Source organism: Niabella digestorum, assembly GCF_036409055.1.
Lineage (GTDB): Bacteria > Bacteroidota > Bacteroidia > Chitinophagales > Chitinophagaceae > Niabella > Niabella composti.
Window position 1 is genome coordinate 201,581 of record NZ_JAZGLY010000004.1, and the last position, 23,086, is coordinate 224,666.

15 protein-coding genes and 1 tRNA gene are annotated in these 23,086 nt (G+C 40.8%); 2 read left to right on the forward strand and 14 right to left on the reverse strand.

What is annotated here, in order from left to right; genetic code table 11:
* Window positions 1–8: 8 nt before the first annotated feature.
* From V2H41_RS08330 to V2H41_RS08345, 4 genes are all read right to left on the reverse strand, one after another.
* The gene (locus tag V2H41_RS08330; RefSeq protein WP_330974685.1) at window positions 9–584 is read right to left on the reverse strand and encodes a DUF4256 domain-containing protein; all 576 of its coding nucleotides are present in this window, start codon (window positions 582–584) and stop codon (window positions 9–11) included.
* Between the two features lie 127 nt (window positions 585–711).
* Window positions 712–1,314, reverse strand: coding sequence for an alpha-ketoglutarate-dependent dioxygenase AlkB family protein (locus V2H41_RS08335; RefSeq protein ID WP_330974686.1), 603 nt, complete (start codon window positions 1,312–1,314; stop codon window positions 712–714).
* Window positions 1,301–2,161: a bifunctional helix-turn-helix domain-containing protein/methylated-DNA--[protein]-cysteine S-methyltransferase gene (locus tag V2H41_RS08340; protein WP_330974687.1), complete on the reverse strand. Its 861-nt coding sequence runs from the start codon at window positions 2,159–2,161 to the stop codon at window positions 1,301–1,303. Before V2H41_RS08340 ends, V2H41_RS08335 begins: the two co-directional genes overlap by 14 nt.
* A gap of 67 nt (window positions 2,162–2,228) precedes the next feature.
* Window positions 2,229–2,651 (reverse strand): discoidin domain-containing protein, encoded by a 423-nt coding sequence (locus V2H41_RS08345; protein ID WP_330974688.1) that lies wholly within the window; start codon window positions 2,649–2,651, stop codon window positions 2,229–2,231.
* A 182-nt stretch (window positions 2,652–2,833) separates the two neighbouring features.
* Between V2H41_RS08345 and V2H41_RS08350 the strand changes: the two genes are divergently transcribed.
* Window positions 2,834–4,045 carry a hypothetical protein gene (locus tag V2H41_RS08350; protein WP_330974689.1) on the forward strand — a complete coding sequence of 404 codons (1,212 nt, stop codon included), beginning with the start codon at window positions 2,834–2,836 and terminating at the stop codon, window positions 4,043–4,045.
* A gap of 42 nt (window positions 4,046–4,087) precedes the next feature.
* Here V2H41_RS08350 and V2H41_RS08355 read toward each other — a convergent pair whose 3' ends face one another.
* The 10 genes from V2H41_RS08355 to V2H41_RS08400 form a co-directional block, all read right to left on the reverse strand.
* The gene (locus tag V2H41_RS08355) at window positions 4,088–4,393 is read right to left on the reverse strand and encodes a hypothetical protein (protein WP_330974690.1); all 306 of its coding nucleotides are present in this window, start codon (window positions 4,391–4,393) and stop codon (window positions 4,088–4,090) included.
* 467 nt (window positions 4,394–4,860) lie between these two features.
* Window positions 4,861–6,000 (reverse strand): hypothetical protein, encoded by a 1,140-nt coding sequence (locus V2H41_RS08360; protein ID WP_330974691.1) that lies wholly within the window; start codon window positions 5,998–6,000, stop codon window positions 4,861–4,863.
* Between the two features lie 151 nt (window positions 6,001–6,151).
* Window positions 6,152–8,881 carry a TonB-dependent receptor gene (locus V2H41_RS08365; RefSeq protein ID WP_330974692.1) on the reverse strand — a complete coding sequence of 910 codons (2,730 nt, stop codon included), beginning with the start codon at window positions 8,879–8,881 and terminating at the stop codon, window positions 6,152–6,154.
* Between the two features lie 458 nt (window positions 8,882–9,339).
* Complete coding sequence (locus V2H41_RS08370; protein ID WP_330974693.1) at window positions 9,340–11,082, reverse strand: DUF4091 domain-containing protein; 1,743 nt, start codon at window positions 11,080–11,082, stop codon at window positions 9,340–9,342.
* A gap of 882 nt (window positions 11,083–11,964) precedes the next feature.
* The gene (locus V2H41_RS08375; RefSeq protein ID WP_330974694.1) at window positions 11,965–12,729 is read right to left on the reverse strand and encodes an SDR family NAD(P)-dependent oxidoreductase; all 765 of its coding nucleotides are present in this window, start codon (window positions 12,727–12,729) and stop codon (window positions 11,965–11,967) included.
* Window positions 12,722–13,810, reverse strand: a complete 1,089-nt coding sequence (locus V2H41_RS08380) for a mandelate racemase/muconate lactonizing enzyme family protein (RefSeq protein WP_330974695.1) — start codon at window positions 13,808–13,810, stop codon at window positions 12,722–12,724. Before V2H41_RS08380 ends, V2H41_RS08375 begins: the two co-directional genes overlap by 8 nt.
* 557 nt (window positions 13,811–14,367) lie before the next feature.
* A tRNA-Ile gene (locus V2H41_RS08385) sits at window positions 14,368–14,441 on the reverse strand.
* Window positions 14,442–14,511: 70 nt separating this feature from the next.
* A complete protein-coding gene (locus tag V2H41_RS08390) occupies window positions 14,512–16,923 on the reverse strand; it encodes a hypothetical protein (RefSeq protein ID WP_330974696.1) in 2,412 nt (803 codons plus the stop codon).
* On the reverse strand, window positions 16,883–17,923 hold the full coding sequence (locus tag V2H41_RS08395; protein WP_330974697.1) for a hypothetical protein: 1,041 nt from the start codon (window positions 17,921–17,923) through the stop codon (window positions 16,883–16,885). The genes V2H41_RS08390 and V2H41_RS08395 overlap by 41 nt, the downstream gene beginning before the upstream one ends.
* 18 nt (window positions 17,924–17,941) lie before the next feature.
* The gene (locus tag V2H41_RS08400) at window positions 17,942–20,869 is read right to left on the reverse strand and encodes a serine hydrolase domain-containing protein (protein ID WP_330974698.1); all 2,928 of its coding nucleotides are present in this window, start codon (window positions 20,867–20,869) and stop codon (window positions 17,942–17,944) included.
* A 285-nt stretch (window positions 20,870–21,154) separates the two neighbouring features.
* Here V2H41_RS08400 and mutL point away from each other — a divergent pair, with 285 nt between their 5' ends.
* The gene (gene mutL, locus V2H41_RS08405) at window positions 21,155–23,002 is read left to right on the forward strand and encodes a DNA mismatch repair endonuclease MutL (protein ID WP_330974699.1); all 1,848 of its coding nucleotides are present in this window, start codon (window positions 21,155–21,157) and stop codon (window positions 23,000–23,002) included.
* Window positions 23,003–23,086 lie beyond the last annotated feature (84 nt).

Here is a 23,086-nt window from a genome sequence, read left to right on the forward strand (position 1 = left end):
TTTCATAATCATACATTTATCCATCCTCTGAATCCGCGAGAACTGTAATAGGATGCTGCTCCATTATGATAGGTAAACACTTTGTCATAACGACGGTCGCAGAACAAGGCACCTCCGAGATAACGGATTTCCGGAGGGGTTTTAATCCAGCTCGAAGTTTTTTGGTCAAATTTGCCTAGCTTTTGTAGCTCGCGATATTGTTCCTCGGTCAGTATTTCAATTCCCATAGATTCGGCTAACTCCACAGCACTTCCTTGAGGCTTGTTGGCCTTTCGGGAGCTAAGCGCTGCACGATCGTAACACAGACTCCTCCGCCCATCGGGACTTTCCGCAGCACAGTCGTAAAATATGTAAGCATCTGTTTTCTTATCATATTTTACAACATCCGGTTTCCCACCCGTAATTTCCATTTCATACAATATAGCCAGCTTCTCAGTATTCTTTTCCAGCCTTTCCTGCACCTGTTCCCATTTCAGTCCTTTATGTCGGCTCATATTGGTTTCGAATCTTGCCTTTAATAGACTTATCAGCTCATCGCGCTGCTGAGCCGATAATGTTTTTTTATTCTTTTCCGATGAAGCCATAAATAAAAAACAATCAAATAATAAATTTGTTATGCGTGTGATAGAAAGAATACTTTTCCATCACTGCTACAGACGCATAAAGATACTTAAATTCAGTGGGGAGTAAGCTTAATTTGAGGAAAGAAGGTTATTCAATCGTTCGAAATGTTAGATTAATGCGTGGTGTAGTTACTTTTTTAGTTACAGGAAGCCGATGCAGCCAATAGGTTTGTGTAGGGCCGGCCATTACCAGTAAACTTCCATGTTCTAAAATCAAACTTCTTTGTTCTCCTGTTTGAATATGTTTAAAATCGAATCGGCGTGGGGCGCCTAAACTCAGCGAAGCAATAGCTCCATCTTTTTTTAAGTCCTTTTCTGCATCGCGATGCCAGCTCATTCCTTCTTCACCATTGTGATACAAATTCAGCAAGCAAGAATTATAGGTTTCGTGGGTGATGGCTTCTACTAAAGTTTTTAATGCTTGCAGCTCTGCTGTCCAAGGAAGCGCATATTTTGTGGTTTTGGAGTAGGTATAGGCAAAAGGCTCCGAACCATACCAAGCTACTTTGCGTTTAGTAACAATGCGCTTTCCGTAAATAACAGCTTCATCATGCTTCCATGCTATGTTTTGCAATAATTGCTGATAATATTTGTCGGCTTCCGGCTTTGAAAGTACAGTGCCGTAATACCGCACCAAGCCTTCTTTTGGCAAAATGTTTTCATGGGTATAGTTTCCTTCAAATAGCTTCATGTTGCGGTTCATTGGTTTTGGATTGTTCCCAGCCAATAATAGCTGCTTTTCGGGTTGCGCCCCACATATAATTGCCTAAAACACCTGAAGAGCGAATCACGCGATGACAGGGGATGAGAAAAGCTACAGGATTGCTCCCTACGGCAGTACCTACAGCGCGCGAGGCATGAGGGTTGCCTATCTGTTGCGCAATGGTACCATATGTGGCCAAAGTGCCCATGGGTATTTTGAGCAAGCTTTCCCATACTTTTAACTGAAAACCGGTACCGCGCAGATGTAATTTTACTTCATGCAATTTGCTCCAATCGCTATGAAAAACCGACAAAGCGTTCTGTTGCAAGACATCTGTCTGCTTTTGATAAGTAGCGTTGGGGAACTTGCTTTTAAGCCTTTCGAAGGATTTTTTTTCATCCTCCTCAAATGCCATATAACAAACCCCTTTATGTGTAGATGCCACAATTACTTTACCGAAAGGGGTTTCGGCAAAGCTATAATTTATGACAAGCTGTGCTCCTCCGTTTTTATATTCGGCGGGAGTCATGCCTTCGATATTTACAAATAAGTCGTGCAAACGACTGGTGCTGGAAAGTCCGGTTGCTATAGCCGTATCCACCAGGCTAGCCTGTTGTTCTTGCAGTATTTTCTTGGCATATTCTACACTGATATACTGTAAAAATTTCTTGGGACTGGTACCTGCCCATTCGGTGAACAACCGCTGAAAATGAGAAGGGCTGAGGTGCACTTTTGCTGCCACTTCATTGAGATTGGGCTGTGATTTAAAATTCTCTCGCAGATACTGTATCGCCTCAGCTATCCTTTGATAATTTATATGAGATTGAACATCCATGGTTCAGATACTTTAATGCAAAGGTCAGCATACCACAACAATTATAAAATCCGATTCTTGCTAAATTTTATTTTTCAAAAAAGTCGAGTTCGGCAATTGCCAATGTGTTATCGCCACCAGCAATTTCCGTGGCGGTAATACGCACATAACGAGCAGTTACGACTTGGCTAAATATATGTTTCCTGGTACTGGGATCATTAATCAGATTGCCGAATTCAAAACTATCGGCCGTAGCCCATGTTCTTCCATCTTCACTTACTTCCACTACACCTTTTGCCATCATACCCTGTGCATGCACTTGCTGTGGCGTATAGGCAAATGCTTTTAAAGAATAAGATGCCCCTAAATCAATAGTGATATAATGTCCATTTCCTGAAGTCCTCGAATGCCACCACGTTTGCTTGTTTTCATCGATGGACATCAGGGCTGTATGCTTATCCTGTTCGCTACTGGTTTTTATAATTTTCCAGTTGTTTTTAGGTATAGTCAACTCTTCGGTTACTGTTTCTCCTTTTTGATCGTTTTTTATAGACGTTTCCGTCCGCTAATGGTTTTATTGCAACAGCAGTTTTAACATTTAAAAAAGTGCCTTCGGAGAAAATGCCGATGACTTTTATGTCTGCCCCAAAATTTAATATTAAATAATTGTTATCCTTTGTAACTTTATAGAAAATGATAAAGGGTGTTTGCACCATATGGTTATTACTGACAAGTATATATATTACAGCAGCGCAAAAAGAGCCAAAGCTTATTGCTTTTGATTTTTATGGAGCTCCGGTGCAATACAGTGTTAATAAAAGCATGTTTCAGCAGTTTAATGATAACGACCGCAGCGGGGCAAATGCTGGCCGGTTTATATCGCTAATGGATAACGCCGATTTTACGGAAGTTTTTAAAGCGCTGGCCACCTACAGGCTGACACAACAGCCAGATGATTGGATGTACTACCAACTGGTACGCCGTATTGCCGAAACTTTAAGTCCTAAAACAAAAAACTACTGGCAGTACACACTGTACAAATTCTTCCTGATGTATAGATCAGGGTACGATCCTATACTTGCCATTAATCCTTCTAAAATCGTTTTTTTCATACAGTCGGATGACAATATCTATAACATGTTATTCAGGGTAAGAAATAATAAAGCCTATATCTGCATCAATTACCACGATTACGACGGGCAATTTGATTTTGAAAGAGAAGAGTTTGAAGAGCTTTCCCTGCAACAGGATCCTGATATTCCGCTGAAAGCGTTTTCCTACAGAATATCCAAACTGCCCCATTTCAGTAAAAACGATTATGTGGTCAAAAAGCTCAATTTCAGCATGCCTCATAATGAATATTTTTTCAGGATAAAAGTAAATCCCAATGTAAAAACGATATTCAAAAATTACCCGGTGGTAGACTATGATATGCGGCTGAATGTGCCGGTAAGCGAAGAAACAAAAGAATCGCTGCTGCCTCTGCTTAAAAACAAAGTGAAGGCGCTTAGCACTACGGATGGTATTGATTATTTATTGCATTTTGTACGCTATGCCTTCGTTTACGAGCCGGATACAAAAGCCTATGGCACAGACAGAAGATTTACGCCGGAACAAACTTTGCTGGCCGAAAACAGCGATTGTGAAGACCGCGTGAGCTTGTTTTATTTTTTAGTAAAGGAGCTGTACAATCTACCTATGATAGTGGTGGCATATCCTGAACATGTAACTGTTGCCGTAAAATTTGATACTCCGATCGGAACTACTATAGCTTATAATGGCGAACAATACACGTTTTGCGAGCCTACACCACAGGAGGAGGAGCTGAAAGTGGGTGAAATCCCTTTAAAGTATGCACAACAGCAATCATCGATCGTGTATGTCTATATACCCCAACACCTATAACTCTCCTCTTCTGTATATTACCGGCTTTTCAGTATAAAAATACTATTTTTCTTTACGGTAAGAAAAATATGCGCCATCGATCGAGAACGGGGATGATACAAGCCCACTACTATCTACGCCACTCCGTTCTAACAATTCCCGGTCATCATAAATATTTCCGTAAGCCTGTATTAAATGATAGCTGACAGTAGCTGGTATTCCTGAATCGGACAGATTTTGAAAATGCAGTACTACAAAAGGAAGGTTGTTGATAGTGGTATCTTTAAAATCACCGTTAAGTATAATGATACCTGACCCGGTTTTAATTTGTTTAATAAAGGACTGGTCACGGTTTAAAGCAATAGTCATTTCATACCCAATTTCATTCCGGTTTTAACAGGAGTCCAGCCTCCTCCAACTTCCCATAGCGTAAAAAACTCAAGAATATTTTTTTTTGCGGCAATCTCTTCTGCCTCACGCCTATCCGAAGTCCTCTCCGGGACCGCTTTTTACAAGATACAATGAATAGTAGCAAAAATTGTTCTTAAATACATCTTGTAATCATTTTCTCTATATAACGATCTTCTGTTAAAAAGTGCAACAGTTGGCAATATGAAGTTATAGCGCAAAAAGAGGTTGGGGCAAAAGATATTTATAGCGGGGAAAACGGAAAAGCCGAAGAAAATAGTCATTGAACAGGAATGCTCACCTATTTCCAGGCAAATGTTCCAGTTGAACTTTTGATACAGCTCCTTTATATGCTTATAAGAAAACTATCTATAAAAAAAGAGTGATCTTTTATGACCACTCTTTTTATAAATATGATACAGCTTCATTTAGAAATCAGTAAACCCTGTCCAGGCAAATACTGAAGTATTAGCGCCTGTATTAGTTGTATTAGCAGTTACAGTAGCACCAGTTACGCCGGTATTATTCAGTTCTTTACCTGATATCGTAGTAACATCTTTTTTGTACGAGATATTGGTTGCCACGTTAGCAGTACCTTTTCCATCTGTCAGGTCAATAAGGTCTGTAAATTTAGTGCCTTTAATCAAAAGATTAGTAATAGTGGCTGTGGCGCCTCTTCTTATTTTAACGGCATCCTGCATTTCAATATTTGCCGCTTTGCTTACAATGGTAATGTTTTTGAAAGTACCGTTAGACTGGTTTATATCTGCGGGAGTATTACCATCTAAGTTGCCGTCAAACTCTATACCACGAGGATCTTCTTCGTCACTTGTAAATGTTGTTCCCCAAACACCATAAGCATTGTCCAATGTACCGCGCCAGCCTTGTGTTCCATCAAACATATCATCATCAGAATTTACAACCAGTAAATTTTTTACGTTTACAGTACCTCCAAAAAATTCTATACCATCATCAGCAGTATAAGGTATGTAAATGTTTTCGATTATTGTACCGCTGCCCACGGCGTTAAGCGTTAAACCATTGTGTTCAATATTAGCAGAAGATTTTGCACCGGTGTATTCCAAAATCAAATATTGTAGCGTACCGGAATTATCAGCATCATCGCTGCCTCCGTAAGGCACTTCAGGGTTGATTTCGGTAGTACCGGTAGGCGTTGTACCTGAAGGACCGGAAATTTTTGCTTTACCGTTGATAATTAAGCCGCCCCAGTCGCCGGGAGCAGGAGTTGCAGCAGCAGAAGTCATTTTTACAGGTTTATCGGCCGTACCATTTACAAATATCTGACCACCCTGCTCTACAAGGATATATTTGTCAAACCCTTTTTCAGCTTTAATAACGGTGCCGGCAGGAATTCTGAGTTTACCGCCGTTCAATATTTTCACAGTACCTGTTAATGTGTATGTAATACTCGCATCCAGCGTCATATCTGTAGAGATATTTCCACTCAGGTTTTCTGCAGTTGGCTTTGGAGTAGGATCGTCGTTGTCCTTATCACACGATACTAAGAATAAGGCTGCAACAGCCACGCTCAAGAGAATTCTTTTCATAATTTACGTTTTATTGGGCGAAATTATCACAGGTATAACAACAGAATGTTATCACACCATGAACAAATTGTTAACCCTTGATTTAAAATATAATTTCCAAAAAATTAAAAATGAATCATTGTTATTTAAACAGGCACACTGGTGAAATGCACTAAAATTTGTAGGATACCCCTAAATCGAATGTCATACCTTTCTTATAACTGCGTATTATCGCCGCGGGGATATTCGTTTCTGTAGCACCTTTCCTGGTAAGTTTATAATCGGGGTTTAATAAGTTTTTTGCTTTAAAACTGAACCCTAAATGTTTATTAACGTTTATCAGGCTTACAAAATCCAAGGTAGATACACTTTCTTCAATAAGGTTGTTATACCCACGTGTACCTATGGTATGCACTTTGTCGCTTAAATAATTAAACACCAGCGTGGAGGTCATCTTTAATTTATCCGTTGTCAGATTATGCGTTACATCGGCATTTAAAATATAGGGTGCTGCTCCTTCGAGCTGAGACGATGTGTTTTGTACAAAAAATTGTGGGTCCAGCTTTACGTTTGTATAAATATAGGATCCGTTCATGCCTAAACTAAAGCGGTGTTTGTTGGATGCAAGCGACAGTATTTGCTTGCGCAGCTCAAGTTCCACACCGGCAGCAACAGCGTTATCAGATACGTTATCATAAGTTCTTAACCCTGCAGAATTGCCCTGATCCACCCTGGCTATAGGATCCACGATGTATTTATAAAATCCGTTTAAAGTCAGCATTTCACTATTAGAAATATACCAGTCCCATTTAAGGTCAAAGTTGTAATTAGTAGAAACTTCCAGGTTAGGATTACCATTCTCGTTTCCATCAATACCCAAATAAATAAAAGGAGATATTTCCTTATCCTGCGGCAGCGTAAACGTGCGGCTTACACCTGCTCTTAACTGATGCTCGCTGTTTAGTTCATACTTTGCATTTAAACTGGGCGAAAAGAAGAATCCTTCGATGGTGTTTGAGCCTATATTTACTCCGCGGTTTACTTCGTAATTAATTTTGGTAAAAATATTGTCGGCTCTTAGCCCGGCGTTCAAAGTGAGTTTGCCGTTTAGCTGATGCACCAGGTCAATATAAGCTCCATGGTTGTTTCGCTTAACATCGTATTTATCATTGAAATGTTCAACGCGGAAAGAGCCATTGGTTAAGTTTTCCTGATTAAAATATTGATCAAGTTCTATGTTATTCCGGTCAAACTTAGGGGAATTGGCTTGTCCTCCGGCCCATATAAGATTGTATATCGGCGCTGAAAAATCTTTAGAACTGATTCTTCCATCATACCCTAATTCAACATAAGAAACCTTTTCACTGTTAGGTAAAAGTTTATACTGAACATTTACTTTGGGCAGCACAGCTGTTTCGGTTATCATGCTGTTAAACCGCTGGTTTCTGCCTTCTCCTGCCGCCAGTTGTACCATTCCGTTGCCAATGGAAGGAAACATTAGTATTCTGCGATCAGGCTCTTCGCCGGATATGTAGTTGACGCCGGCTCCTATATTATAGGTTAACCTGTCAGAAAAGTTTCCGCTCCACATCAACTGATTAATAAAAAGAGTATTATCATTGATTTGCAGACGCCTGATAAGCCCCTCATAGTTATAGTCCTGTGCTACCTGAAAAATTTCGGATTCTTTACCATAAAAATCTGCCGCATATGCCGATCCTGTATGCATATACATAGAATTATAAAACAGTTTTCCTTTTTCAAAATTGAGTTGCAGATTGCCCATTAAAAGATGAGAAACATTTCTTTCGGATTGCTGATAGGTTAAATCCCTGTATGGATCCTGAGGATTGGTTGCAGTAATAAAGCGTGTTACGCCTTCCTCGTATTGAAAAGTATTGTTCATGGCACCGACAAGATAAAAGCTATGCCGGTTCGAGAATTTTTTCCCGCCGGAAATGGCAATACTGCTATTGATCGGTGTGCTTTTCTTTATAGGATCAAGCGAAGTGTTAAAGGCGGAATAATCTGTAATGAATTGTTGGTCTTTTTGGGCGGGTCCTTTGGAGGCAAAAGAATATCCAAGCTTATTCACACCGTCCGGAAGATAAAAGCTGCTACCCGGTACCTGGCTGTTTATGGAGGATGACAGGCTTACCTGTAGTTCAGACCTGCCTGTAAGTTCTTTAGATCTTATATCAATAAGTGCGCCGCCCACATCACCATTCATAGAAGCTGTAAATACTTTGTTTACCCCTATGGATTGGATCATATCGTTGGTGAAAAAGCTCAGTGAAATATTCTTAAACTCCGGGTCTTCGGAAGGAATGGCAAACCCGTTAAGCGTAGTGGAATTATAACGATCGCCCAATCCGCGCACAAATACATTCTTTAATCCATCCTGTTTAGAAACACCTGAAATTTTTGTAACGCCGGTTTCAGCATTGCTGATACCTTTTCGCGAAAGCTCCTGCGCTCCGATAGATTGTATCGCTACTACCGCCTTTTTTTGCTCGGTAAGCAGCCTGGTTTCCGACTCCCGATTGACTTTTGAAGTAACAACAATTCCCTGCAGGGTCTTATTATCTTTTATAAGGTTTATTTCTTTAAAAGCATTGTCCTGATTGTTTATTACCACTGCTTCAGTATAAGTTACGTAGCCAACATTGGAAACGGACAGGTTGTAATTACCGGCAGGTATGTTGAAAACAAAACGCCCCAGGCTATCTGTTTGCGTATTGAAAGTGCCAGCGCCTGTTATCGTCAAGGTAGCGCCGGCGACGGGTGTTGCAGAAACTGTATCTTTCACTTGTCCGCTAAACTTAACGGGGCCTTGCGCCTGACCGGCGGTTGCAAAAACAACGAGTACTAACAAAAACAAGCCGAGTAAAATTCTTTTCACACTTTAAATTTGCTGCAAAGGTGAACATGCTGTGTTAACACATTATTACGGCCATATTACCAAATTGTAACGCCAATGTTAGCTTAAGATTAACGAGTTAAAAGAAGTGAATAAATGAATATAGATGAAGGAGGTTCTGCGCTTTACCACACGTTAATTTATTAACCTATCAGCCTTTTTTACCCCCAACCAATATTAAGGAATTATTAAGGCAAAAGCAGCAAAAAAGAAAGCTCCTAAAAAACGTGCAGAAACTTACGAGCCTAAAGTAAAGTTTGAAGGCTCATTTGAAGATATGGTGAAGATTAGCACGACTGGAAAGGGAGTAAAAAAGACTGAAAAGAAGTAGTAAAAATAAAGCCACTATTTTAAGTGGCTTATTTCATAATCTGTTTGTCCCAACACGTATATAGTTACCATTCTAATTTTTCAGGGTATAGGATCTGTCAGATATTAATTTATTCATTTAACAAATGCTTGTAATGCTCTATCATCTGTCGGGACGATTCTTTTGATAATCGTTCTATTTTGAAAGTTTGCAAAGCAGCTTCCAGTTGGTTTAATTTCGTTGTTTCGCCGTGCTGCTGATACATTTTTCGAAGTTGATTGATTTTTTCAAAATCCTGTATACCTTCTATCAATTTTTCAAAACGAATAGAAGTAAGTGGACCGGGATAAACCTGATAAGTATCGCCCGCCGGCCAGGTGATGAACCGACTATCGGTAAGTGGACTTCTGGTCCAGCTATTAAAAGCCCATCTCAGAAATCCATCCATACGAGTAGCCGCCGTGTACCAACCTGCCCATACCGCTTCATCAGGCGGTGAAAAAGTAAACATGTTGGGGTACTTTTCAGTACAACATACATACCAAGTACTCGCTTTACCTTGTTGTTTACGGCTTCTCAGTATTTCCTCCGGATATTGCCATTTAGAAGCAATGCAGTAATCGAAAATGTCTTTTTCAATTTCGGCATGATAATCTCCGGCCAGCGAAACCTTCCATTCGGGGTCGATGGACTTTAATAATCTAATCACTGCTTGCATGGACTCCATCGGACGTTCATCCATGGCAATGGTAGTAATGTTAAACCATCCCTTTGCTTTTAAATGAGCAGTAAAATCGGTAAGCATGTTGCGCCAGAACTCGTTGTATTCGGGAGTGCCGATTTTACCAGTGAAGACAGTATCTTTTTGTAAAGCTTCGTCATAATACTTAAAAGCTATTTTCCATGGAACCATGCTATAACAATTAATCTGCTTGTTGATACCGCAGCTCATCACAAAAGCAACATATTTATCAAACAGAGAGTAATCGTACTTCCACGTACCATCAGCTTTTTTAGTCCATTGAATCAAACTCGGAAAATCATCATAGGTTTGATGATTCCAGGGTTCCTCTACAATGCTTGCCGTAATAATCTTTTGGCCGGCCTCTGCGAGCATGGTATAATATTTACGCATCAACTCAAAATGCTTATCACTCCAAAGCGGCACCTGATGCACGCGTGCAATGGCTGCCGGATGTTGCCAATAATCCAATCTGAACGACCAGTCCTGTGGCGAAGGCAATGTTCGATTGATAACGTTTATAGTAATCGGTAAGCGATAATCTTTATCGGCTTTTACGGTAATGAAACCGCTGTACTTCCCGTTCCGTGCATTGTGCGGAATTTTTATCGATATCCATATAGGTTGTGTATTATAACTTGCTACCGCAATCTGTGTAAGCTCGGTATTGATAATATCTGCCACCCACGAAGAATCAAAATCCATTGACTTACGGCGTCCGCATCCATTGCCGAATTCATCAGTCAGCACGTATTGCACAAATCCCACTGTGATATTTTCACTTTGAATACGATGTCCGGTAGTATGCACTAAATCTTCTGTGGATATGCTCATGCGCTCCAGTTTCTTTTTTGAAGCCACTACAATTTGTGTGTGAACTTTTTCATTCTTCCATGCCGCTGCGCTCCAGCTGTTTTGAAGCGTTTCCAGCGGAGGAATGTCTTGTTGATAACGAATAGCCGTAGTACCAAAACCAACCCACACGGGTTGTTTCAGTTGCTGCCACCGTTGTAAACGGGCTGCTTCCGTAAGTTTTATAGATTTTTGCAGTTTTAGACTCACATCCTGCGCGAGGGCGCCAACGAAAAGATTTAAAAAAATCGTCAGTATCCCGATTTTCAGAATTTTCATGACTCAAAAATTATCGATTTAACAAAGCAATACAGAGGTTGGATGGCTATTCTTCAGGCAATCCAGATCAAATTGAAAGATAGCAGAAATCGTAGGGGCAAAAAAACTTTTACAAGACAAATTACTGTGCTAACGTTTGCACGGTGGGGGCTGCATGTAAATATTTTATATTCCTTCACTTTCATGGATGAACTTTTCTACGCATTTTTTATTTACATAAAAGCACCCCGTTAATCTTATGAAAGCCTCCCTTATCTTCTTTTTTATATACTCGCAAAAAAGAACTTAAAATGCAACTCAGATTTGTAGTAAAAATAGAAGTTCATAAGCAAAACGAACGCCAGAGAGCTGACTATTAAAATCTTTCTTCTTTTTCTGAATTAAAAAAGATGTCTCGAATGTTTAATACAATTGCTCATAATTAATTCAGTAAAGCATCCATTTTATTATTCGATTGATTACTACACAGCATCACCCGGTTCTTGCTCTGATTGATAGTCGAGCTTCCATTTTCCTATCAAAAATTCATAAAGATTTTTCAGCTATAAATTAAAAAAGCAAAGGGGCATACTCCAACTCTCCTATGGTTCTCCAAGAAGGCGTGAAAAGACGGCGCTATTACAACATTATAAATAAAAACACATAGACTATTATAAAAGATATTACTCTCATCCATACCGTGGTCACGGCAGATAGTAGAAACGTCTGTAAGTCGTTCTCAAGCCCACATTCATCAAGAATTATTCTACAGAAACTTCGGCATAATGGGGTTATTTGCGGAGCAGCCAGTAACATTCGAGAAGATTGGGGGATACTATACAGAAAAGATGTAGAAATGCTAATAAAAGAGTCTATACTATTGCTGCTTAATAATGATTTACTTTAGTATCCAAAAGCAAGTGCCCCACCATCTACACTGAAATCTTGACCGGTAATATAAGTAGCGGATGGAGAAGCTAGAAAACAAATCATTGCAGACAATTCGATAGGCTTGCCAAAACGATGCAAAGGCATCCGTGATAAAATTTTTTCTTTTCTGTCCGCATCCATTACCTGCAGGTTCATTTCAGAAGGAAACCAGCCAGGCGACACAGAATTTACCAAGATATTGTCTGCACTCCATTCAACGGCTAGGCCACGCGTAATACCTAATACGGCCGATTTACTTGAATTATAAGGAACTACTTCTGAAAAGCCCAGATAAGAAGCCATGGAGGAGATATTAATGATGCGCCCCACATGTTTGGATTTCTTCAAATAGGGATAAGCTGCCTGACAACAATAAAATACAGCATCGGTATTTACCCGATGAATGGCTTCCCAATCTTCTGCAGTGACGTGTTCTGCTCTCGTCCTTTTGGTAATACCTGCATTATTAACCAGCACATCAATACCATGCTGGTCGCCTATTTCTTTGAAAACAGCGCTTACTTCACTTCTATCCGTTACATCGAGTTTCTTAAATATCAGATTATCCGGTATTTCTCTTTCCTGCCTTGTTTTGATGTTCCCAGTACGACTAAGGGCATATACCCTCGCACCACATTCGGCCAGTGTAATAGCCTGATCTAGTCCCAGCCCACTTGATGCACCGGTTACAATAATGGTAATTCCTTTTAATGAGAAAAGTAGCTCAAGCTTATTCACGATACTTAAATATTTGGGTCAAGAATTGATCTTTAAATTGAAAACCCCATCCCGGTTCTGTACGAGGCTTTGCCATACCATTGCTAATTTCCAGAGGGTAATCAATAAGCGGATCTATCCAATCAAACGATTCGGCTCCTACCCCATTAGGTATAGTACACAAAAGAGGAACATCATAGTCTTTATAATAATGTGGCAAAACAGGGATGCCGTAACTCTGTGCCAGTGCAGCACTTGCTTTCCAACCTTCTACCCCTCCCAAACGAAGGATGTCGGGTTGCCATATATCAATGGCATTTCTTATTAATAGCTCACGTAGCGGAACCATCGAGTATTCCCGCTCACCCATAGCTAAAGAAATTCCTGCTTGGTTTCGCAAAAACTGATATCCCTGAAAGTCTGTATGGTCTATGGGTTCTTCAAACCACTGAATATTTAGATCGCGGGCAGCTCTTGCCAGCAATAAAGCATTGGACACCGTCATACCCTGATTGGCATCCATCATAATATCTACATTATTTCCGACAGCCTCCCTCACCAGTCGCAACCTTTCTAGGTCTTCTCTCCAGTCTGGCTTACCAACTTTTATTTTTACAGCTTTAAAACCTCTATCTTTATAAGCCTTCACCTCTGCTATCAGCTCCTCAATCGAATAAGACAACCAACCTCCACTTCCGTATACAGGCACTTTATTTACCGATACACCCCACAATTTCCATATCGGCTGACCCAGTATTTTACCCCAAGCATCCCACATTGCAATATTAAATGCTCCTTGTGCCCAGCGATTTATACCTTCTTTGCCAAAGTATTCACTCGCCTCATCTGCTTTTTTCAAAACTTTAATGGTATCATGAACTTGCTCACCTACAACGAGACTTCCAATATCTTTTAATGCCCCAACAATGGCCTCCGGACTGTATTGAAAGCTCAGCAAATACGACTCACCAATAACTCCATTCGATACCTGTATGCGCAATACGATAAAGGAAAGTTCGGTAAGCGTATGCGTAGCATCGGCTATATTATAAGGAAGCTCTGCCTTGGCTGTATATATAGAATAATCTATAATCGTATACATAATGGATATTTTGGCAGCAAATATAATACAGCCCTTCTCAAGGCTTTCAATAAATTATTATTAGCCCTTGAAGAATATAGCCTCTCCTATTTTCATCATCTCGATGTAAAGAAATGTACGTGTGAAAAAAGACTTCGTTAGCGAGCGATTATCTTAATAATAAACCTTTTAATTTTCCTGCGTGAATTATACAGGAAAGTTTGGCTTGTGAGGCCAAGGATAAAGTTATCCCATCGTTTGAAGTTGCCTAGAATGGTTATTATAATTATCGCTGCAAACTCGGAAGATACTTTCTGCGTTTAATGCGCTTAATATGCTCCTCTATCTTTAAGATTTGACTGAAGATATCTCATACGATTGAAAAAGAAAAGCTTCCCTTCTTGTATGTTGGCCGTAAATGATTGGGCATAAAAGGTATTATTATGATGCTGAAGTCTTGCCTCTCATGGCGTCTGAGTAAAACCGATGTACCCTCACTGCTGATTTAGAGAATATCATAAGTCATAATAGCCTACATCCATAAAAAAAGCCCCAACAAACGCTGGGGCTTTCCATCGTGGTCCCACCTGGGCTCGAACCAGGGACCCCCTGATTATGAGTCAGGTGCTCTAACCGGCTGAGCTATAGGACCGATGCCGAAAAACGGCAAATTCTAAAAAAGAACTTTTGCTTAAGAGGAGGGCAAAAGTATAGAAAAATTTTTATTTCCCCACAAAATCTCTAAGATAGGAACAGCGCGTCAACGCCTCCTTATAAAATGCGGTTTGCCCGTATTGGGATTTCAATAAGCTGTAATATTTATTATTCATGAAATCAAAATAATATCGATCAGTTAGCTTTTCATATGTATCGTAATCCGCGTAATCTCCATAACGCGGTTTTGCCACCTGTTTCTGACTGCAGCGCGCCATCATAAACAAGCATTTGGCTTTAAACTCGGGATCTGCACTGGCCTCCAGTGCTTTTTTAAAATAAGATTCGGCCGTAGCAGCCGTGTAGTACTCCCGCTGAAAAGGAGTAGCATTTGGGGGAACGAAATAGCCATCTGAACCACTGCGAAAATATTCCACCAGATTCCAGGCATAGCCGTAGTAAGTTACATTGTAAAGTCCTAATGCAATTTTGTACAGATGTTGTGCTGCATTGGCTTTATCAGTTTTAGCAAGCTCATGTAGCTTTTTCATTTCAAGGGCGTAAGCGAGTTGAGTAGTGGTTACCGTATCTCCGGGCAGACGCTCTTCCCTGTCAAACCATAAATCGATAAACGGATTTTTCTCAATAATTCTTTGCTGAGGCAGCTGCTGCAGCCAGCTCACGGCTTTATCGTAATGATATTCGCGCAAATAAGCCGTACCTACAAACTCCTGAACATCGGCAAGCTTTATAGTATTGTTAGCTACCAGAAATGCTTCATATGGCGTAAACTGTTTACCGCTCAAAAAATCATAAAGCTTTTCAGCTTGCGGGCTATCAAAAGAATTACGCAAATAGCTGATGGCACTCTTATACCCTGCAATACCCAGACTTTCAGAGGAGCCCATGGCCAACAAAGTTTTTACACGATCGCCCTGTGCTTCATATCTTTTAGCCAGCACATCCATCATCAAGTTTCTGTAAAAGCGATACCATTGTGCGGGTTCGGAGTTGCTTTCATACAACAACACCCCCTCGGAAGTTCTTCGCGTTCCTTCTGAAGCTTTTTCATACAACCATTTTATTGAGGGCAGTATATTGGCCTCAAAAGCCGCATCTATGACTTCCTGCTGACTAATAGTTACCAGCAGATTGGTAAGCATCCATTGGTCTTTCAAGCGAGGAGACAAAGACATTTGTCCTGCTTTGGTTAATAGTGATCTAGCAGTAGCAAAATCCTTCAGCATATACGCTCCATGCGCGGCAGCCAGATACATGAGCGCCGGGTCCTTCACCTTTTTCTCTGTTGCAATGTGCTGCAGAAAGTTCACAAAATCTCTTAAAGGTTCTTGTCTGATATGTAAAAGACTATCGCGCTCGGCTGGGGTGTAATAGTAGTAGTAATAATAATAAATGCCGTTTAACTGATCCTCGTATTCCTTGCTCATGCGCGGCGTTAGGTAATCTTCTTCATATTTGTTGATTTCTCTTACTACAAGCGTAGAAAATATATCAGTCGATGGCCAAAGACGATAAATGGATTTCAGTGTATTCAAATCTGGTTCAGGTGTCTGCAGCGCAAACAACGAAAGCATCTCTGCTTTTTCCCTATCGTTGCCACACAATGATAGATATGATGCTCTGTCCGCCTCCTTGACCACAGCCCAGTTAAAACCGTAATAATTAGAAACTATTTTCACCGGGCTCATGTGAAAGGCTTTGGAAAAGAGATAAGCCGACTCTTTATGCTGTTTCAATCGGAACAAAGCTCCCGCCTTTAAAGCAAGGCTCATGGGCTGCAGGATGCTCTTCTCGGGATTGCCCGCCACCAGTTCATCATAGTATCTAATGGCATCCTGATAATGATTATTGTAATGCGCGAGTCGGACAATCTGATAACCATATTTCAACCTGAACAAATCTGTTTTTGCCACTTTATATAGTTGCAATCCGTTTTTGATAAGCTTGTCCATAGTAATACTATCGCGCGTTACCGGTTCCCACTCATCTGTAGGCAATACATGAGGCTCTACTTTTTTCGCATACAAAATATATCCGAGCGCTTCCAAGTCTTTTTTCTTGAGGAAAAATTGCGACATACCATTGCGACTAATTGAATCAGGAAGCGTCGGGGGCGTTTTTCTTTCAATATGATAATACAGGGTATGAATGTCTTTTGCAGGAAATTTCATGATGAAAGCTCTCACATCTTTCTCAGGCACTGTATTACCCGTAAATGATACCCATTCCTTTACCAGCGTTTCTTGCGTATTTACCGGCTCGTTATAATCGAACAAAAACAGTTCATTCGTATAAAAGAAAGGTCTATAGCGAATTTGTGATGTAGCGTATTGGTTAAAAAAGCTGATATAATAATCATAGGGATCTATGCCGCCTCCGCATCCGATGATATTCTGAGGAACAGATATCAACGCAGCACTAATAATGCTGCATACTGCGGTAAATACTTTCCAGCTCATGCGATGGATATTTACTTAAAGTTACTGAATCGCAATGATACAGTACCACACGTAATCGGGAAGCTTTCAATTTTTTATTTAGCAAGGAGGCAACGGCCTGCACGGTTTCAATATTGCTGTTTTCATAACGTAGCCTATCGCCGACTTTCAATCGTCGCCCATCCACTAGCGTATCTTCTATTACTTCGAAAAGGTTTTTATCTGTTTGACGAAACCGGCTTAATAATGAAGGTTTGATAGACATAAAGAGTCCGGCATATTTGTTATCGCGAAACAGCACATACCAATCGAAAAGTGGAAGACCAATATCTAACGGTAAAGGATATGTATCTATAGCTCCTGCATATTGCTGAAACTCCTTTACACTAATAATGGAATTCACCGCATCGCTCTGCTGTAGTGTACCCATATTATAGCACATCAACAAACCTTTCTGTACCGGAGGAATCCCCGCAGAGCCGGTGTATTTTACCTGATGTAGACGTATGGTAGCAGATAGCTCCGGCTCTGAGTACTCCCGCTTTATTTCCTCTAAAAAATAAAAATACTTGCGCCTAGTGGTAGTAGTCCAGTCGCAGTCCATTTGCACTTCTTTAAAAGTAGTCAATCGGTACAGTTGCTGATATTTTTTTATGAGCGAAGTGACATTACGCGCCAGCACTCGAATTGCAGTACTATCCAGCTTATAAAAAACCTCATTGGTGATAAATACCGTAGGAATAATATTGATATTTTTAAGAAAACCGGTATCCCTTACTACAAGCTTTGCAACGGGCGAAGCCCTTTGTGCAAGCTCATCCCACACCACATCAAATAACTTCACGTAAAGTGTACTTACCTGCAAGCTGTCGAGACGAAGTCTTTCAAATCCAGATAGCTGAAACTGGCTTTTCCAGTAATAAAATGCAGGCTCCACATGACGAGTATGCTGCCTACAGCTGCCGATAATACATACAATAATAATAGCAGCAAGTATCTTTATGGCAGGGCTCTTGTTCATCTGTCATCCTATAATAACTTAGGATATTCCTGTTACACCAAGTGCCCGATAAATAGCATCCTGAATTTGGCCGCGAATATCTTTACCATCGATAACTAGGCCTTGGCTATTGCGTGAAGGATACACTCTATTGGAAAGGAAAACATAAAGGATGTTATACTTAGGATCTACCCATACACAAGTGCCGGTAAACCCTGTATGCCCATAAGTTTGTGGTGAGGCTAGCTGGCTTGGATAGGGACGTTGGCGAGTGTCATTATCTTTTTCGGGCTTGTCAAAACCATAGCCTCTGCGGCTGATGCTGCTACGATAAGCCGTAAAATTTTGTATGGTTTCCCATTTCAGAAAACGACGGCCGTTCAGCTCTCCTCCGTTCAATAACATCTGATACAGTTTACCAAGATCGTATGCACTGGAAAACAAACCTGCATGACCAGCAACACCACCTCCCAAAGCTGCGCCTTCATCATGTACTGTGCCATGAATCAATTGATTGCGAAAACCATACTCTATTTCGGTAGGTACAATTCGTTCGAGAGGAAAACGTTCCAAAGGGCGATACCCTGTAGTAGTCATGTGCAACGGAATATAAAAATTATCCCGAACGTATTCTTCCAATGCCTTTCCGGATACGGTTTCCACAATTTTTCCCAGAAACCAAAAATCGTTATCGCTATATTCGTACTTTCTACCCTGTGGTACAACAGGACTTTGCAAGATACTCGCCCAGATGGTATCCTTCCAGTCGTCGCGTATGTAAAGGTTTCTAGCTACAGGTGTGGTAAACCCGGGCTCCGGAGCAGAACGATAAAGATCAGTTCTAGGATTGCCATCCTCATCAAGGGTGGCTTTATAAAAAGGAATGAAAGGTACCATACCGGCCTGATGCAGCAATATGTTTTCCAGAGTCAGATCTGCTTTGTTCGTTTTTCGAGTAAACGGTAGATAGTCCTTCAGCTTTTTTTTTAAATCTACCTTTCCCTCTTCCACCAGTTTCATGATGGATACCGTTACTGCCGATATTTTAGTAACCGAAGCCAGATCAAAAATACTGTGGAGCTGCATAGCAGGAGCATTTTCGAACTCATAGTTTCCGAAAGCTTTGTGATAAACAATCTTGCCGTCTTTGGCAGCAAGTATTACACATCCGGGAAAAGCTCTTCTATTGATGCCAGCTTGTGCCAGCGAATCAACTTCAGCAAAACGCTCGTCGCCTATAGGCTCTAATATTGCCGTTTCGGGATTTGTAATAATTTTTCCATCGCCGGCTTTATAGGCACACACACTCATCGGCAACGACCCCTGAGCGACAAAGTCGCCGCGAAGCCAGTCTGCCGCTACATTTTGAAAGATATCATCATCTTCATAACATACTACTAAAGATTGGGCTCCACAGAGGCTATTTATGGCCAGTGGGTTACCAAACACCAGAGTAATAGCATTGGTTTTATTCAATGCATACCAGCTTTTCAGTGCTTCCTGAGTGATGCCATAATTGTTGTTCTTGGTATTTCTCAAGGTAAGATCATGAAAACCGATGATCACATCATCATACTTCCCTTCCTCAATTGCTTTTACCACCATGCCTCCTTTACTAGCAGGCTCGTTGTATTTGATATAAAACACATCAGCATTAAAATCTTTTTTCAAACGCTCCCCCAGAGCTTTGTTTTCCTTTGTACCGAATCCCACATAAGCAATCTTACGATCCTTCTTTAAAGGCCAAGAGAAAAACTCATTTCTGAAGGTAGTAGTATTGGTAAGTTTCAATAGTGTCAAAGCGTTTTTGGCCACTTCCTGTCTGATAGCATTGGTTTCTGCATTTAGGTCTGCTAGCAAATTGTCCAGCACTACGGGCTGCTGATGAGCCAAGCCTAAATTATATTTTGCCCTCAATACTTTCTTTACTTTAGCTTCAATGTCTTTCCAAGAAAGGCGTTTCTGCTTGATAGCTTCTTTCACTGCATTAATCGTTCCTTCTACACTTTCGGGCAGGCATAGCATATCATTACCGGCAATCAGCGCCTCCACGGCAATGGTGCCACCAGGAAAGAATTTTGCCACACCTTTCATCTCTAGGGCATCGGTAAAAGTAAGCCCGGTAAAGCCTAATTCGTTTCTGAGAATACCGTTTACAGCATTAGCCGAAATAGAGGTAGCACGGTTTTTTCCTTTTTCAATAGAAGGTACAGAAAGATGCCCTACCATTACACTTTGTACGCCAGCCTTAATCATTTCACGGAAAGGATACAGCTCCATATCGTCTAGTTCGGCACGCGATTTATTAATCACTGGTAAATCCAAGTGTGAGTCTACATCTACATCACCATGTCCGGGAAAATGCTTGGCACAAGCCATAATGCCGGCATCCTGCATTCCCTTCATATAAGCCACACCCATTTTGGCAACACGATATTTATCTTCTCCAAATGAGCGAAAGCCGATAACAGGATTATTGGGATTATTATTAATATCTACTACTGGAGCATAGTCTACATGCACTCCTAGACGTTTGTGCTGCGCACCGATGGCTTTACCTGTACGATATACCAGCGAAGGATCAGCGACGGCACCTAGCGTCATAGCATAAGGATATTGTGTAACACTGTCTAGACGCATACCTAAACCGTACTCACCATCGATAGTAATAAGAATAGGAGTTTTGGCAATGCTCTGATAATAATTGGTCAGTTTTGCCTGTCTTACCGGACCTCCCTGAAAAAAGCAAATTGAACCTACGTTATATTTCTTAATACTGTTAACTACATTAGGCTCTACCCCTTTATTGGAATAAGCCCTAATAATAATCAGTTGGGCGATGCGTTCTTCATTGGTCAATTTCTTATAGGTTTCTTCCACCCACTTATGAGCTGCGGCATCATTTTGTGCATAGGAAAAAAAAGAACAGGCTGTAGCCAGCAAAAACAAACCAAACTTTTTCATCATTACTATTTTATAGGTGCATTACAAATGTAACGCCTAATATTTATAAAATGAGAGGAAATGCAGAGTACATTCTACTATTTCAACACGTCTAGCGACATGTGTCAAAAAATTATAAGGATCGTTAGGCAAGAAAATTTTTTTAGATTTCTTTTCTGTATAGAGTAATATTTTTATCGCTAAATGTATTCTCTGTACTTTTTCTTACAATTCATTTAAAACTTGCTGCAGAAGGTTTTCGCTTTTGTATTTTCCTCGTACCTTCGTCTGTTCAAAATTGTAAAGACATTGTCTGACAAAATCGTTTTATTACCCGATAATATTGCCAATCAAATCGCTGCCGGCGAGGTGATTCAACGCCCTGCCAGTGCAGTAAAAGAGCTATTGGAGAATGCTGTAGATGCAGGCGCTACGGAAATAAAGCTGATTGTATCCGAAGCCGGCAAAACCTTATTGCAGGTTATTGACAATGGTTGCGGCATGAGCGAAACCGATGCTCGTATGTGTTTTGAACGGCATGCTACCTCCAAGATTAAGAACATCGACGATCTGTTTCATATCAAAACAATGGGATTTCGGGGCGAGGCATTGGCTTCTATTGCAGCCGTAGCTCAAGTTACCCTTAAAACGCGTCGCGAAGAAGACGAGGCCGGTACTTTACTAGAAGTTGAAAACAGCGTGGTACAAAGGCAGGAACCGGTAGCCACACCCAAAGGCACCAATATTGCCATGAAAAACCTGTTCTTCAATATTCCGGCTCGACGCAACTTTCTAAAAAGCAATGCGGCCGAAATGCGGCACATTGTAGAGGAGTTTACAAGGGTAGCCATGGCCTTTCCTGAAATTCGGTTTACACTTACTTCTAACGGACAAGAACTGTTTTATCTGGAAAAAGGCAGCCTGAAGCAGCGTATCGTACAACTGCTAGGTAATAGCTACAATGCCAAACTGGTGGCTGTAAACGAAGAAACAGACTATATGAATATTCACGGTTTTGTGGGCAAACCCGAAACCGCTAAAAAGACACGGGGCGATCAATATTTCTTCGTCAACAACCGCTTCATCAAAAGTGCTTATTTGAATCATGCGGTGATGTCGGCCTATCAGGAAATGATTCCGGCAGACAGTTTTCCCATGTATGTGCTGTTTATCGATATTGATCCTAGTCAGGTAGATGTAAACGTGCATCCGACCAAACAGGAAATAAAATTTGAGGACGAAAAAATTGTATACGCCTTTGTGCAAGCAGCCGTAAAACATGCGCTAGCACAGTTCAGTATCACGCCTACGCTTGATTTTGATCTAGACGCCTCTATTCAGCAACTACCTTCGGTATCACAACCTTTTACACAGGACAAAAAAGAAATCGTCACAACTTCGCCGCTTTATAAAGGGTTTACGCAAAAAAATCAGGCTCATTTTATCGACAGACCTTCCGCCTCGGAGCTAAAGCACTGGAAAGATTTTTACGAGCCTATTCAAAAAAAGCCTGTTTTTTTCGACCATCAAGAAGAAAACTCCGCACCCACATTCATCAGCCCCCCAATTAGTTCGGGTTTTACTGTGGATGAAAATACGGAATTGGCACAAGTACTACAGTCGTATATCCTTTTTCCCACCACGGAAAGCTTTTTGCTGGTAAATCAGCAAGCAGCACATGAAAGAGTATTGTACGAACAGATGAGTCTAGCCTCGGAGCAGCAACCCATTACGGTACAAAGGAGTATGTTTCCTATCACATTGGATATTACGCCCAGCGATGCCGTCATTCTCAACGAATTGCTGCCACATTTCAAAATTTTGGGTTATCTTATAGAGCCGTTTGGGAAAAATAGTTTTGTAATCCAAGGTACCCCTGCCGACTTGGAGCCGGGCCAAGAAAAACAGATTATCGATTTTACCATCGAGCAATACAAACATTTCAACAGTGAGCTTAAACTCAGCCAAAGAGAAAAACTGATTCGCTCGCTGGCCCGACAACGTGCAGTAAAAACCGGTACCCGACTTACCGAACAGGAAATGAGACAATTACTAAAAAATCTTTTTGCCTGCTCTGTATACAATATTGCTCCTAATGGCAATCCCATTTATCTGGAGTTTAAAAAAGAACAGATAGAACGCATGTTTGGGCGCTAATGTCTATTTTAGCTGCTTCGGACAAAAAAATTAGTAATTGGTGTAGCAATTATTAAAATCAATATATTAGCAGCGATAATGATA